Source organism: Sphingobium sp. DC-2, assembly GCF_000722555.1.
GTDB classification, from domain to species: Bacteria; Pseudomonadota; Alphaproteobacteria; order Sphingomonadales; family Sphingomonadaceae; genus Sphingobium; species Sphingobium quisquiliarum.
This window is the reverse complement of the sequence record NZ_JNAC01000001.1, coordinates 1-14072: the sequence shown is the minus strand read 5'-3', so window position 1 is coordinate 14072 and position 14072 is coordinate 1. Positions and strand designations below refer to the sequence as shown.

The 14072-nt window shown below is 62.6% G+C and carries 11 protein-coding genes; 8 read left to right on the top strand and 3 right to left on the bottom strand.

Going from position 1 to position 14072, the window contains the following annotated elements:
• Positions 1–2: 2 nt before the first annotated feature.
• Positions 3–1757: an alpha/beta hydrolase gene (locus tag ET21_RS0100065; RefSeq protein WP_030090402.1), complete on the bottom strand. Its 1755-nt coding sequence runs from the start codon at positions 1755–1757 to the stop codon at positions 3–5.
• A 341-nt stretch (positions 1758–2098) separates the two neighbouring features.
• Between ET21_RS0100065 and lptB the strand changes: the two genes are divergently transcribed.
• Positions 2099–3022 (top strand): LPS export ABC transporter ATP-binding protein, encoded by a 924-nt coding sequence (gene lptB, locus ET21_RS0100055; protein ID WP_081856542.1) that lies wholly within the window; start codon positions 2099–2101, stop codon positions 3020–3022.
• Here lptB and ET21_RS26305 read toward each other — a convergent pair.
• Positions 3012–3716, bottom strand: coding sequence for a TetR/AcrR family transcriptional regulator (locus ET21_RS26305; protein WP_081856549.1), 705 nt, complete (start codon positions 3714–3716; stop codon positions 3012–3014). The two genes, lptB and ET21_RS26305, sit on opposite strands and share 11 nt — an antisense overlap.
• 160 nt (positions 3717–3876) lie before the next feature.
• On the opposite strand from ET21_RS26305, the gene ET21_RS0100045 reads away from it, so the two are divergent.
• From ET21_RS0100045 to ET21_RS0100015, 7 genes are all read left to right on the top strand, one after another.
• Positions 3877–5340, top strand: coding sequence for an efflux transporter outer membrane subunit (locus tag ET21_RS0100045; protein WP_231746291.1), 1464 nt, complete (start codon positions 3877–3879; stop codon positions 5338–5340).
• On the top strand, positions 5340–6413 hold the full coding sequence (locus ET21_RS0100040) for an HlyD family secretion protein (protein ID WP_021246282.1): 1074 nt from the start codon (positions 5340–5342) through the stop codon (positions 6411–6413). The genes ET21_RS0100045 and ET21_RS0100040 overlap by 1 nt, the downstream gene beginning before the upstream one ends.
• Positions 6410–9160 carry a ribosome-associated ATPase/putative transporter RbbA gene (gene rbbA / locus ET21_RS0100035; protein ID WP_030538167.1) on the top strand — a complete coding sequence of 917 codons (2751 nt, stop codon included), beginning with the start codon at positions 6410–6412 and terminating at the stop codon, positions 9158–9160. The genes ET21_RS0100040 and rbbA overlap by 4 nt, the downstream gene beginning before the upstream one ends.
• A 1-nt stretch (position 9161) precedes the next feature.
• Positions 9162–10286 (top strand): ABC transporter permease, encoded by a 1125-nt coding sequence (locus ET21_RS0100030; RefSeq protein ID WP_030090407.1) that lies wholly within the window; start codon positions 9162–9164, stop codon positions 10284–10286.
• Between the two features lie 294 nt (positions 10287–10580).
• The gene (locus ET21_RS0100025) at positions 10581–11372 is read left to right on the top strand and encodes an autoinducer binding domain-containing protein (protein WP_013846843.1); all 792 of its coding nucleotides are present in this window, start codon (positions 10581–10583) and stop codon (positions 11370–11372) included.
• A gap of 193 nt (positions 11373–11565) precedes the next feature.
• Positions 11566–12351 carry a type IV toxin-antitoxin system AbiEi family antitoxin gene (locus ET21_RS0100020; protein WP_021690794.1) on the top strand — a complete coding sequence of 262 codons (786 nt, stop codon included), beginning with the start codon at positions 11566–11568 and terminating at the stop codon, positions 12349–12351.
• A 4-nt stretch (positions 12352–12355) separates the two neighbouring features.
• Positions 12356–13276, top strand: coding sequence for a nucleotidyl transferase AbiEii/AbiGii toxin family protein (locus ET21_RS0100015; protein ID WP_013846841.1), 921 nt, complete (start codon positions 12356–12358; stop codon positions 13274–13276).
• Between the two features lie 213 nt (positions 13277–13489).
• Here the strand turns inward: ET21_RS0100015 and ET21_RS0100010 are convergent, their stop codons facing one another.
• Positions 13490–13843 carry a hypothetical protein gene (locus ET21_RS0100010; RefSeq protein WP_013846840.1) on the bottom strand — a complete coding sequence of 118 codons (354 nt, stop codon included), beginning with the start codon at positions 13841–13843 and terminating at the stop codon, positions 13490–13492.
• Positions 13844–14072 lie beyond the last annotated feature (229 nt).

The window sequence follows — 14072 nt, the reverse complement described above, 5'->3', positions numbered from 1 at the left end:
GCTCAATGCTCCAGCACATAATGGCCGGGAGCATCGGCGATCGCCGCATAGCCCTTGTCCGCTGCGCCCATGGGCGGCGGCGCACCAGGTTCTCCCGAACGCGCGGCCAGCCATTCTCCCCACGCCGTCCACCATGAGCCTTGCTTTTGCTCGGCGCGGCTTGCCCATTCTTCGGGATCGTAGGAGGTGCCGTCGACCTCGCGGGTCAACACGCGGTAGCGGCGGCCCTTGTGGCCCGGTTCCGAAACGATGCCGGCATTGTGCCCGCCGCTGGTCAGGACGAAAGTGATCTCGGCCCCGGTCAGCAGGTGGATCTTGTGGACGGAATGCCACGGCGCGACATGATCGCGCTCGGTTCCGACCACGAACAGCGGTTTGCGGATGGAGGCAAGGTTGATGGTTCGCCCATCCACCCGGTATTTTCCTTCGGCCAGGTCGTCGTCGAGGAACAGGCGGCGCAGATACTGGCTGTGCATGGCATAGGGCATCCGTGTGCCGTCGGCGTTCCAGGCCATGAGGTCGTTCATCGGTTCGCGCTCGCCCATCAGGTAGGTGGCGAGCACACGCGACCAGACCAGGTCGTTGGAACGCAAGACCTGGAAGGCGCCGCCCATCTGGCTGCTGTCCAGATAGCCCCGGCTCCACATCATGTTCTCCAGCAGGTTGAGCTGGCCTTCGTCGATAAACAGGCCCAATTCCCCCGGCTCGCTGAATTCCGTCTGTGCGGCCAGCAGTGTGACGCTGGCGAGCCTGTCATCTCCGTCGCGCGCCATGGCCGCGGCCGCGATGGAAAGCAGCGTGCCGCCAAGGCAATAGCCCATGGCATGGATGCCCGTCGCGCCGGTGATCGCCGTCACCGCATCGAGCGCCGCCATCGGTCCGAGGTGCCGGTAGGCGTCCATGTCGAGGTCACGGTCGGCACTGCCGGGATTGTGCCACGAAATCATGAACACGGTGAAGCCTTGCGCCGTCAGCCAGCGGACCAGCGAGTTCTCGGGCGACAGGTCGAGAATATAGTATTTCATGATCCACGCGGGCACGATCAGGATTGGCTCGGGCCGCACGGTGTCCGTGGTCGGTTCATACTGGATCAGTTCGATCAGCTTGTTGCGGTAGACGACCTTGCCTTTGGCAGTGGCGACGTTTTCGCCCACGCGAAAGGCTTCGGCGCCGACCGGCGGCAGGCCGCGCGCCATGTGCTGCATGTCCTCGACCAGGTGCCGGAAGCCGTCGACCAGGCATTGGCCACCTGTTTCCGCGATCTTGTGTTGGAGAACGGGATTGGTGGCGAGAAAGTTGGTCGGCGCGAGCATGTCCAGCATCTGCCGTGCGGCGAATTCCACCATGTCTTCATGATGTTTCGAGACACCGCCAATGCCTGTCGTCGCGGCGTGCCACCATTGCTGGTTGAGCAGGAAGGCCTGAGCGACGAGATTGAAAGGTAATTCTTTCCAGGCGGGATCGGCGAAGCGCCGGTCCTGCGGCAATGGTTCGATGGCCGGTTCGGCCTCGCTGTCTTCCATGCGGCGCTGCAGATAGTCGAAAAGCCGGGCATGCTTGCGGATGGCCTTGGCGCCAAGCTGCATTTGTTTGCCCGGCGACGTGGCGAGATGAATCCCCCAATCGGCCATGGCAAGCAGGAGCGTGGCCGGCGAAAGGCCGAAAGTCGTCTGCGCGATGGCCGCCGATGCCGTGCGGTCGAGCGTTTCGCTGATTCCGTCCAGCGGATCGTCGGAAGGCGGAGGGGACGTGGCCATGACTATATACTCCGAGTTCCGCTGGAAGGTGCCTCGTCTCTCCGACAGGATTCCACAGCAGATGTTTGGGCCGCCCCTCCCGGTTCTTCTTATGCCGAACGGTACTGCATAGGTAAGATAGAATGCAAGCCGCACGGAGCTTGGTTGCGACCGGACGGCTGTCTGACGGCCAGTCGCAACCGCGGGCGCGGGGATATTCGGCCATGGCCTGCTGGAGAAAAAGGAGCCTCAATCATTGAGCGTAAAGCCACTAGGTATAGTTCACGATGGCGATGCATTGCCTGGAGATACAGTGTACGGCGGTCGTCATCCCGGGCAATTTTGCGGGAAATTGAAGGAGAATGGATGATCCGCGAGATCGCCATGATGGCAGCGGTTGCGCTGGTGCTGGCCGGCCGGGATGGAGACGCGTACTGACCCGGCTTTTGAGGGACCTTGGCGGAAATCTCGGGCATGATGCCCAACTCGTATCGCCGGCCGCGCGTTCGGAGAGCGAGCCGCTTGCGCCCGCGTCAATCGGACCGGTCGCAGTCGAGCGCGCGCCGACGGTTCTTTCGATCGCCGGGATCGAGAAGTCCTTTGGCAAGCGGAAGGTGCTTGACGATGTCGCGCTCGAAGTGCGGGCAGGCGAAATCGTGGGGCTTCTGGGGCCAAACGGGGCCGGCAAGACGCTCTGCTTCTATGCGATTGCCGGCCTGATGAGCGTGGATGCCGGCAGGATCGAGATTGGCGGTCAGGATGTCACCGCGCTTCCCATGGATCGAAGAGCGAAGCTGGGCCTCGGCTATCTTCCCCAGGAAGGATCGATCTTCCGCGGCATGACGGCTGCGGAGAATATCGCGGCCGTGCTCGAACTGCATATCACCGATCGCGATGTAGCTGCCGCGCGGCTCGATGAACTTCTTGCCGAGTTCAATATCGCCCACATTCGCGACGTTCCCGCACAGCGGTTGTCCGGCGGGGAACGCAGGCGCTGCGAGATCGCCAGGGCCATGGCGGCAGCGCCCTCGGTCATCCTGCTCGATGAACCGTTCGCGGGCATCGATCCCATGTCGATCGCCGACGTCAAGGCGATGGTGCGAAAGCTCAAGCGAGAAGGCGTGGCGATCCTTCTGACCGACCACAATGTGCATGAGATGCTCGAACTGGTCGAGCGGGCCTATATCATCGATCAGGGCAGGATGCTGTTCGAGGGCGGCCCAGAAGCGGTACTCGACAACCCCGAAGTCCGGCATCGCTATCTTGGCGAGGGCTTCAGGATGTGAGGCGGTTACCGCGCCCTTCGTTCAGGAACGGAATGGCCTTTGCCATGAGGTCGAGCGCTCGCTCGATATAGGCAGCCTTTGTCCGGGTGGTGTTGTGCAGATCATGGCGCTGCAGGATGCGCTGGCGCGGCACGGTGACCAGCGCGTCGAAGAGAAAAGCAGCGAGGAACGGAAGATCGCCTGCTTCCTCGCTGTTCGGTTCGCTCGCCTCGGCAAGGATCGTCTGCATCAGATCGATGCCGAACTGGGTGCCGATCGCGGGCTGTGCCCGCATCATGCCCGGATTGTGGTTTGCCAGCCAGATGATGAGCGCTTCGATGCCCACGACATCGCCTTGAAGCGACAGGTCGAGCATCCTGCGAGCGATATAGGCGATTTTTTTGCGGGTGCTTCCTCGAGGGACCGATGCCGCGATCGGATCGAGATAGCGGGCAAGGCCGTGTTCCATGGCGGCGACGAGCCGGGCGAGCTTTGAGCCGAAGCGGGAATAGAGCGTTCGCTTCGATGTCTGTGCGGCGGCGGCGATAGCTTCCATACTCGTACCCTCGACGCCGCCGGCGATGAATTGGGCAAGCGCCGTCTCGAGGATATGATGTCCAAGCCGGGCTGCGACCTCCTGTGGCGGCCTTCCTCCCCTGGGATCGCGGGCAGGCAGACGCGAGCCGGTTCCCGATGCGGCGCCGTCATCTTTCATGAATCGCTCGCGGCCCATCGCTGCTTCATTCCAGCTTTCGCGCTTGATCGGCAAGTGATACCGGGCAATATCAAAACCACTAAGTGTAGATACTAATAGTCCGGAGAGGTGCTTGCCCATAGGCGTACCGCCTGTTTGAACCAGAATGGAACCGGACTAGATGGCTCGCCGCGCTCATATTACTGGCCGTTTATGCGGGTTCCGGGCCGTCATGGCGGCGATGATCGTGCCATCTTTCCTGTCCGGCTGTTCCTTCGCGCCGCCCAATGTCCGGCCGGCCCAGCCGGTGCCGCAGGACTATCCCGCGCCAGCCGCGCTGGGCGCGTCCATCGCGCGGATCGGTTGGCATGATTTCTTCCGGGAAGAGCATCTGCGTGCGCTGATCGCGGCCGCGCTGGAGAACAACCGCGATATCCGTATCGCCGCGGCCCGCGTCGATCAGGCGCGCGCGGCCTGGCGTATCGAGGGATCGGCGCTCTATCCCGAACTCAACGCCGTCGGCACCGGCACGCGGGGTCGTTCCATCATCAGCCTGCCGGGCGCAGGCACGCAGAGCTATGACATCAAGCAGGTCACCGCGCAGGTGAGCGCGAGCTGGGAAATCGATTTCTGGGGCCGTCTGCGCAACCTGAACGACGCCGCGCGCAATCGTTATCTGGCGACGGAAGAGGCGAAGCGCGCCGTTGCCACCGGCCTGATCGCGCAGGTCGCCAATGGCTATCTGCTGGAGCGCGAATATGAGGAACGCCTCGCGCTTGCCCGGCGGACGATCGTCACGCGCGAGGACTCGCTGCGGATCATGCGTCGCCGCTATGAAGTTGGTTCAGGTTCCAAACTGGAAATGACCCAGGCGCAGTTGCTGCTGGCGCAGGCGCAGGATGCGCTGCAAGCGCTTGAGCAGGACCGCGACGTGAACCGCAACGCGCTGGCGCTGCTGGTCGGGCGGCCCGTGGAGATCGTGCCTGGGCCCCTCGGTCTTGCCGAAACCGGACCGGATATCGCCCTTCCGCCGGGCTTGCCCTCCGACCTTCTGGTCAACCGGCCTGATATCGTGGCGGCGGAATATCAATTGCGGGCGGCCAACGCCGATATCGGCGCGGCGCGGGCGGCGTTCTTTCCCAATATCAGCCTGACGGGTGCCTTCGGCACGGCGAGTTCCGATCTCGACGGGCTGTTCGGCGACGGGAGCCGCGCGTGGAGCTTCACCCCGACGATCGCCCTGCCGCTGTTCAATGCGGGCCGCCTTTCCGGCAACCTCGATCTGGCGAAAGCGCGGCAGGTCGAAGCCGTGGCCAGCTATGAAAAGACCGTGCAGGGCGCGTTTCGTGATGTTTCCGACGCGCTGGTCCGGCGCCGGCAACTGGCGTTGCGGATCGACACCGCGCGCAGCTCGCTGGACGCCTTGCGCGAACGGGCTCGGCTGGCCGGGTTGCGGTTCGACAACGGGCGTTCGGCCTATCTGGAAGTGCTGGACGCGCAACGCGACCTTTTCGACACCGAACAGGCGCTGATCCAGTTGCGCCGCGCTCATCTGGCGAGCGGCATAGCCCTCTACGCGGCGCTTGGCGGGGGTCCCGCCGAAGTCGTCCACGACAGCAACGATCAAGGCGGAGAACACAGGTGATGACGGCGTCCCGGAAGACATGGCTCATCAGGGGCGGCATCGCGGCGGCGCTCGTCGTTGTAGCTCTGCTCCTTTGGCAGGTGCTCAAGCCCGGCGATTTGCCCGAAGGCATCGTCGGCGGTAACGGCCGGATCGAAGCGGTTGAAATCGACGTTTCCGCCAAATCGCCCGGCCGCATCCGCGAAATCCTGGTCGACGAAGGCGCGTTCGTGCAGGCGGGGCAAGTCGTCGCCCATATGGATACGGACGTGCTGAGTGCCCAGAGGGCCGAAGCCGAAGCGCAACTGGCGCAGGCGCTGAACGGCATCCAGATCGCGACCAGCCAGGTCGCGCAGCAGCAGAGCAACCGGGCGGCGGCTCTCGCCGGCGTCCGCCAGCGTGAGGCGGAGCTGAACGCGGCGCGCAAGCGGCTGGCGCGATCGGAAACGCTGGCGCGAGAAGGTGCGACCGCCGTGCAGGAACGGGATGACGATCAGGCCCGCGTCGAAGGCGCGGCGGCGGCAGTGGAGGCCGCTCGCGCCCAACTCGCGGCCGTCGACGCGGCGATCACGACGGCGCGCAACCAGGTGATCGGCGCGCGTTCGCAGGTCGATGCCGTGCGCGCCACCATCCAGCGGATCGAGGCCGATATCCGCGACAGCGACCTCAAGGCGCCGACGGCCGGCCGCGTGCAATATCGCGTCGCCCAGCCGGGCGAAGTCGTGGGTGGCGGCGGGCGCGTGCTCAACCTGGTCAATCTGGGCGACGTCTACATGACCTTCTTCCTGCCGGAAACGGTCGCGGGCAAGGTGGCGCTGGGCAGCGATGTACGCATCGTGCTCGATGCGCTTCCGGATCGTGCGATCCCTGCGAAAGTCAGCTTCGTTGCCGATGTGGCCCAGTTCACGCCCAAGACGGTGGAGACGCAAAGCGAGCGCCAGAAACTGATGTTCCGCGTGAAGGCGCAGATCGATCGCAAGTTGCTCGATCGCTATATCACCCAGGTCAAGACCGGCCTTCCGGGCATGGCCTATGTGCGGATCGATCCGAAATCCGAATGGCCCGCGAAACTGACCGTCAACGTGCCGCAATGACGGAAGCTGTCGCCCGCGTTTCGGGCGTGAGCCTGCATTACGGCAAGGTGCTGGCGCTCGATGATGTGAATCTTGAAATCCCCGCCGGGCGCATGGTGGCGATGATCGGCCCGGACGGCGTCGGCAAGTCCAGCCTGTTTTCCCTGATCGCGGGCGCGCGAGCCATCCAGGAGGGCCGGGTCGAGGTGCTGGGCGGCGACATGGCCGAGGCCCGCCACCGCAACGCCGTGTGTCCGCGCATCGCCTATATGCCGCAGGGGCTGGGCAAGAACCTCTATCCTACGCTCTCCATCGACGAAAATCTCGAATTCTTCGGGCGGTTGTTCGGGCAGGACGCGGCCGAACGCGAGCGCCGCATTGCCGACCTCACCGAAAGCACGGGCCTCGCGCCGTTCCGCAAGCGCCCGGCGGGCAAGCTTTCGGGCGGCATGAAGCAGAAGCTCGGCTTGTGCTGCGCGCTCATCCACGATCCCGATTTCCTGCTGCTGGATGAGCCGACAACCGGCGTCGATCCCATGTCGCGCGCGCAATTCTGGGATCTGATCGACCGCATCCGCGCGAACCGCCCGCACATGAGCGTGCTGGTCGCCACGGCCTATATGGAAGAGGCCGAACGCTTCGACTGGCTGATCGCGATGGACGCGGGAAAGGTGCTGGCCACCGGCACCGCAGCCGACTTCTATGCACGCACCGGCGAACAGTCGCTGGAACAGGCGTTTATCTCGATGCTTCCCGAGGAGCGCCGCCGCGGGCACAAGCCGGTGGAAATTCCGCCGCGCAGCGACGGCGGCGAGGCCGAGATCGCCATCGAGGCGCAGGGGCTCACCATGCGTTTCGGCGATTTCACGGCAGTCGATCATGTCGATTTTCGCATCGAGCGCGGCGAGATCTTTGGATTCCTCGGCTCCAACGGCTGCGGCAAGTCAACCACCATGAAGATGCTGACCGGCCTGCTGAAAGCCAGCGAAGGCCAGGCCTGGCTGTTCGGCCGCGAGGTCGAGAATGACGACATGGCGACGCGCCGGCGCGTCGGCTATATGAGCCAGGCCTTCTCGCTCTACTCGGAACTGACGGTCCGGCAGAACCTCGAGCTGCATGCCCAGCTCTTCCATGTTCCCGCCGAAGACGTGCCGGCCCGCGTGAGGGAAATGGCGCAGCGGTTCGGCCTGGATGGCATCATGGATGCGTTGCCCGGCGCCTTGCCGCTGGGCCAGCGCCAGCGGCTCAGCCTAGCCGTCGCCATGATCCACAAGCCGGAAATGCTGATCCTCGATGAACCGACGTCCGGCGTCGATCCGATCGCGCGGGACCAGTTCTGGCAGATGATGATCGACCTGTCCCGGCGCGACAAGGTGACGATCTTCATTTCCACGCACTTCATGAACGAAGCGGAGCGGTGCGACCGCATATCGCTGATGCATGCGGGCAAGGTGCTGGTCAGCGACACTCCCGCCGCCATTGTCGAGAACCGCGGCGCGGCGGACCTGGAAGAAGCGTTCATCGCCTATCTTCAGGATGCGAGCGGCGAGACGCCGACAGAAAAGAGGGACGATCCGGTTCCTGCGGGCGCGCCTGCCGCGGCCGATCAGGACATTTCGGCTGCACCGGCCCGCTCCCCATGGTTCATGCGGCGCCGGATGATGAGCTATGCCCGGCGCGAAGGGCTGGAATTGCGCCGTGATCCCATCCGCGCCACTCTGGCTCTGCTCGGCAGCGTCATCCTGATGTTCATCATGGGCTATGGCATCAGCATGGACGTGGAGGACTTGCCGTTCGCCGTGCTGGACCGCGACGGCACGACCACCAGCGAGAACTACGTCCTCAACCTGGCCGGATCGCGCTATTTCATCGAACGGCCGCCGATCACCGACTATAGCCAGTTGGACCGGCGGATGCGCTCGGGCGAACTGAGCGTGGCCCTGGAGATTCCGCCCAATTTCGCGCGCGACCTGCGCCGGGGCGTGCCGGTGCAGATCGGTGTATGGGTCGATGGCGCCATGCCGCAGCGGGCTGAGACCGTGCAAGGCTATGTCCAGGCCCTGCATGCCCACTGGCTCAGTGAAATGGCCGTGCAGGAAACAGGTGCGCGGCCATCGATGGGTCTCGTCAATATCGAGCTGCGCTATCGTTACAATCCGGACGTGAAAAGCCTTGTGGCCATCGCGCCGGCCGTGATTCCGATGATGCTGCTCTTGTTCCCGGCGATGCTGACGGCTTTGAGCGTGGTGCGGGAAAAGGAGCTGGGATCCATCGTCAATTTCTACGTGACGCCGATCAGCAAGGTGGAATTCCTGCTGGGCAAGCAGCTTCCCTATGTCGCGCTCGCCATGCTGAACTATGTCCTGCTGGTGTTCCTCGCCGTCACGATGTTCGGCGTGCCGTTGACGGGCAGTTTCCTCGCGATGACGCTGGGCGCTCTCTTCTATACGCTGTCGGCGACGGCCATCGGCCTGCTGTTCTCCATCTTCATGCGCAGCCAGATTGCCGCGATGTTCGCCACCGCCATCGGCACGATCCTGCCCGCCGTGCAGTTTTCCGGCCTGATCAACCCGGTGTCCTCGCTCGAGGGGGCGGGCGCGGTGATCGGATCGATATATCCCGCGACCTGGTTCGTCACCATCTGCCGCGGCGTCTTTTCCAAGGGGCTGGGGTTCGCCGACCTCTGGCCCGACCTTCTCGTGCTGTTCGCGACGTTTCCCGTCATCCTGGCGCTGTGTGTCGCGTTGCTGCGCAAGCAGGAGAGCTGATATGCGCCACGCGGCCAACATCTACCGGCTCGGCATCAAGGAACTGCGCAGCCTGTGGCGCGATCCGATGATGCTGTTCCTGATCCTCTATTCGTTCTCGGTGGGGATCTACGTCGCGGCAACCGCCATGCCGGAAACGCTGCACAAGGCGCCTATCGCGATCGTCGATGAAGACCAGTCGCAGCTTTCCAGCCGGATAACCGGCGCCTTTTATCCGCCGCACTTCACGCCCCCTTCGATCGTGGGACTGAACGAAGTGGACAAGGGGCTGGATGCCGGGCGCTATACGTTCGCTCTCGACATCCCGCCCGATTTTCAGCGAGACGTACTTGCGGGACGCCAACCCGGCTTGCAGCTCAACGTTGACGCTACGCGGATGAGCCAGGCTTTCACGGGCGGCGGCTACATCCAGCAGATCGTGCAGGGCGAAGTTGCCGAATTCATGAAAGGCACGCGTGCGAGCACGCCGGTCCCGGTCGAGCTGGCGCTGCGCGTGCGGTTCAATCCTACGCTGGCGCAAAGCTGGTTCGGCGCGGTCATGGAAATCATCAACAGCGTCACCATGCTGTCGATCGTGCTGACGGGCGCGGCCCTGATCCGCGAGCGCGAGCACGGCACGATCGAACATTTGCTGGTGATGCCGGTGACGCCATTCGAGATCATGGCCAGCAAGGTCTGGGCCATGGGGCTCGTTGTCCTGGTCGCCTGCGCTTTCGCGCTTTTCGCGATGGTGGAAGGGGTACTGTCCGTTCCCGTCGAAGGGTCGATCGCGCTGTTCCTCGCCGGAGCGGGGCTGCACCTGTTCGCCACGACCTCCATCGGCATCTTCATGGGGACGATCGCGCGCTCCATGCCGCAGTTCGGCTTGTTGCTGATGCTGGTGCTGCTGCCGTTGCAGATGTTGTCCGGCGGTTCGACGCCGCGCGAAAGCATGCCTGAGTTCGTCCAGACGGTCATGTTGGCCGCGCCCACCACCCATTTCGTGAAGATGGCGCAGGCCATCCTTTACCGGGGCGCGGGCTTTGACGTGGTCTGGCCCCAGTTCCTGGCTATCATTGCTATCGGCGCGATCTTCTTCGCCATTGCGTTGGCGAGGTTCCGGCGAACCATCGGCACGATGGCGTGAGGAGGCAGTCGAATGTCAGAACACCAAATTGCGTGGGGCATCGTAACGATGCTTCAGACTAACGATTGCCGAACGGTTCCGCGCAGGTTTCGCAGGAGAATAATACCGGCGGCGGTGTCACGGATCCTGAGCCAGGTTTTCGAAACAGCGAATCCACGATTGCCCTAGCAGCCTCACGCGTCAGCCATAGCGCTGGCTGACGGCTGTGAATGCCCCCTATCTCCCATAGGTATCACAACGGCTTCTTCTGGCACGTTTGCCGGTGCACGGCCAACACAACCCAAGGAGGATGCCATGTATGTCAATGCCAGACTGCGTGAGACACTCTCACGCTTCAATGTCGCTTCTTCAATGGAAGCGCTGCTCGCCGCCTTAGCTGATGCCGCCACGAAAATGGGCTTCCCCTATGTCGCGATGATCCAACATGGCGGCCTCCCACGCTTGGTCGAACGGGCGCTGGTTATTACCAACTATCCGGCGGAGTTCGTGCGTTTCTACACCGAGAGCCACGCGTACGTCATCGATCCAGTCTATGAGGTGAGCCAGTTGCTGGACCGCCCGTTCAGCTGGGACGAGATTCCCGGTTATGTCGATCTCACAGGCACACAATCAGCCCTGTTCGAAGAAGCGCGGCTGCATGGTCTCGTCCACGGTGTCACCGTGCCGCTCCACATACCGAGCGAATCCCATGCGTCTTGCACTTTCGCACGCGCGGAGCCGATCATGGCTTCGCCATCGCTACTGACGACGCTCCACATCGTCGCTGCCTTCGGGTTCAAGGCGGGCCTCAGACTACATCATGCCTCGCGCGGACATGACGTACCCAGGCTCACGCGCCGCGAAGCTCAATGCACGGCATTGGTCGCCGTCGGCAAGAGCGATTGGGAGATCAGCCAGATACTCGGTCTGAGCGAGACCTCGGTGCGCTATTTCGTCTCCCACGCAAAGCAGCGTTACGGCGTCTACAAGCGCTCAGAGCTTGTCGCCAGGGCGCTCATCGACGCGCAGATCCTTCGAAACGACCAAGGGATCATTGAGGCTGGACCCCGCCGCCCGCGCCACAGGGCGAAACGGCGCAGTCCTTGACAGTCCTGTCGGTGTCGCCGTGTTGCGCATCCCGTCAATTGGCCCGCGAACCGCCATGCCTAGGGCGGATAAGTGTATTGACCTACGGTCGCACGATCCAGTTTGCCGAGCTCTGATAATGCCAAGCAAGGCTTAGCTAATTTCGAAATTAATAAACTCGACAGTAGTTTCCCAATCTGTCAAAATGCATAGCATGGCTTCGCAAACATTAGGAAAATTAAACCGGCTGCAACGGGATCTCCCAGAGAGCCTGCTGGTCGACGCGGCATGGATGGAAGCCCATGGTTACTCATCATCGCTGCGGAGCCAATATGTTCGCGCGGGATGGCTCGATAGCCCGACCCGGCGCGTCTATCGCCGCTCGCGTGGACCGCTCACCTGGGAACAGGCCGTTATCTCACTGCAATCCCTGTTGGACCTGCCTTTGACAGTTGGCGGGCGCACAGCGCTCGAACAGCAGGGCTACGCTCATTATCTCTCCATAACGGTGCGCGAAGTCCATCTCTATGGGCCAAGCCGGCCGCCGACATGGCTCGACAGCCTGCCACTCGATGTCTCGTTCCGCTGGCATAACAGCCTCCGGCTGTTTCCAGTCGACGGCGAGATTCCTCCCGAGCCTGCGCCCCGGATGTCCAGCACCGCCGGCACGACCTTGCCGATCCGCTGTTCGAGCAAGGAACGCGCCGTTCTCGAACTGCTCGATGAGCTTCCCCATGAGAGCTTCCATCAGGTCGACATGCTGATGGAAGGAATGAGCGACCTCAGCCCACGTCGCCTTCAGACACTTCTTGAGGCGTGCGCGAGCGTAAAAGTGAAGCGTCTCTTCCTCTTCTTCGCGGATCGCCATGGCCATGCCTGGCGTTCGAAGCTCGATGTTTCCCGCCTGGATCTCGGATCGGGCAAACGCGTCCTGGTCAAAGGAGGGAAGCTCGACCGGCGCTACAACATCACCGTGCCCTCCGACCTGGCGGGAGAATAGCTGTATGGCGTTTCTCGACGGCTACCGGAGACAGGTCGCTCTTCTTCTGCGTGTTATGCCTCACGTCGCGAAGGAGGATATCTTCGCGCTGAAAGGCGGAACAGCGATCAATCTGTTCGTGCGTGACCTGCCGCGACTTTCGGTGGACATCGACCTCACCTATCTGCCGATCGAGGACCGCGCGACCTCGCTCGCCACGATCGATGCGGCGATGCTGCGGATCAAGGAACGCATCGAGGAAGGACTGGTCGGAGCCAGGATTCATGCGTCGCGTTCCGCTGACGAAAAAATCGTCACCAAGCTCATCGTTCGTGCGGATGATGTGCAGATCAAGATCGAGGTCACGCCAGTGTTGCGCGGGACGGTCTATGATCCCGTCGTTATGGGTGTCGTTCCCGCAGTCGAGGACGCCTTTGGTTTTGCTGAGATTCAGGTGGTGTCCTTCGCCGATCTCTATGCGGGAAAAATCGTGGCGGCGCTCGACCGGCAGCACCCTCGCGACCTCTTCGACGTCCGCGACTTGCTGGCGAACGAAGGCGTCACAGACGATTTGCGACGTGCATTTCTCGTCTACCTCGCCAGCCATAATCGCCCGATGGCCGAGGTTCTCGCTCCCGCCCGTAAACCGCTCGCCGAGGAGTTCGAGCGCGGTTTCGTCGGAATGACTCACCAGCCGATCACTCTGGCGGAACTGGAATCAGCGCGTGAAGACATCATCGCGTGCATGGTTGCCGGGATGCCTGACACTCATCGGCAATTCCTTGTCGGCTTCAAGCGTGGTGAACCGGACTGGGCGCTTGCGGGCATTGATGAGGCGAGGCGACTGCCCGCGGTTTTGTGGAAGCAACGTAACCTGGACCGGTTGGACCCTGGCAAGAGGCAGGAGCTTGTTGCCGCGTTGGAGAAGCAATTGCTGCCGGGATAGGTCAGGCGCCCCTCCGACGCCTGCAGGTCAGCCTGTTTGCGGCGAGCAGCGCGGAAGGGTGGTGGTTAGGTGAAGTGCGGGAGCAGCGAGGAAAGGGTGGAGGTGATGGGAGAGGGAGCCGCTCGCGTTTGGGACCAGCAGGTACATTGAAGGCTTACGGTTCGACATGGATTTTGGCGGAATGGCCGGGCAATGTCTTTCCGCCAGCGCTGGCTATATTCTTGGTGATGCAGGCGCGCGAACATAGCGCACAGCGTGGTCGAGGCGCTCCGCCGCGTCGGCCTCGCTGATGCGGAGGCGGCGTGCGATCTGGCCAACGGTAAAGCCGTCATTGCGATGAAGGAACAAGGCCCGCATGGTCAGGTGCGGTAGATCGGTAAAAACAGAATCCCATACCTCGCCTTCTTCCCCCATCTTGCCCGACGACCCCATGACCCTCTCAATCACATCGTGGAGATCGGCAGCAGCGGGTTCCTGCAAGGCGTATAGGATCGCCAAGGACTGCTCCATCATTTCCAGCGCTTGTTCTTTTAATTCGTCGTTGCCCGGCTCGTTACCGCTCCCCATGCTCTCACCTCCTTCTTAGTTGCAGAGGAGCATGACAGAAATCGCGGGATTTTCATCAACAACAACCCCCAACTTGGATATTGTTGTGCGCTGGCTCTTTGCGCGAAGGTGCCATGCGCTATTTTATGGTTTCCGAGCCGTTAGCCGGACTTCAGATTTTGAAAACATCATGACTGCCAGCCTTAGAGCCTGATTCGAAATTATCCGACGTATTTTCATGCTCTTGCGA

Excerpts from the sequence above, each read along its gene's own strand:
- ET21_RS0100045 (WP_231746291.1), top strand. The coding sequence starts at position 3,877 with ATGGCTCGCCGCGCTCATATTACTGGCCGTTTATGCGGGTTCCGGGCC.
- ET21_RS0100040 (WP_021246282.1), top strand. The coding sequence starts at position 5,340 with ATGACGGCGTCCCGGAAGACATGGCTCATCAGGGGCGGCATCGCGGCG.
- ET21_RS0100065 (WP_030090402.1), bottom strand. The coding sequence starts at position 1,757 with ATGGCCACGTCCCCTCCGCCTTCCGACGATCCGCTGGACGGAATCAGC.
- ET21_RS0100025 (WP_013846843.1), top strand. The coding sequence starts at position 10,581 with ATGTATGTCAATGCCAGACTGCGTGAGACACTCTCACGCTTCAATGTC.
- ET21_RS0100015 (WP_013846841.1), top strand. The coding sequence starts at position 12,356 with ATGGCGTTTCTCGACGGCTACCGGAGACAGGTCGCTCTTCTTCTGCGT.
- ET21_RS0100030 (WP_030090407.1), top strand. The coding sequence starts at position 9,162 with ATGCGCCACGCGGCCAACATCTACCGGCTCGGCATCAAGGAACTGCGC.
- ET21_RS0100020 (WP_021690794.1), top strand. The coding sequence starts at position 11,566 with ATGGCTTCGCAAACATTAGGAAAATTAAACCGGCTGCAACGGGATCTC.
- ET21_RS0100010 (WP_013846840.1), bottom strand. The coding sequence starts at position 13,843 with ATGGGGAGCGGTAACGAGCCGGGCAACGACGAATTAAAAGAACAAGCG.
- rbbA (WP_030538167.1), top strand. The coding sequence starts at position 6,410 with ATGACGGAAGCTGTCGCCCGCGTTTCGGGCGTGAGCCTGCATTACGGC.
- lptB (WP_081856542.1), top strand. The coding sequence starts at position 2,099 with ATGGATGATCCGCGAGATCGCCATGATGGCAGCGGTTGCGCTGGTGCT.
- ET21_RS26305 (WP_081856549.1), bottom strand. The coding sequence starts at position 3,716 with ATGAAAGATGACGGCGCCGCATCGGGAACCGGCTCGCGTCTGCCTGCC.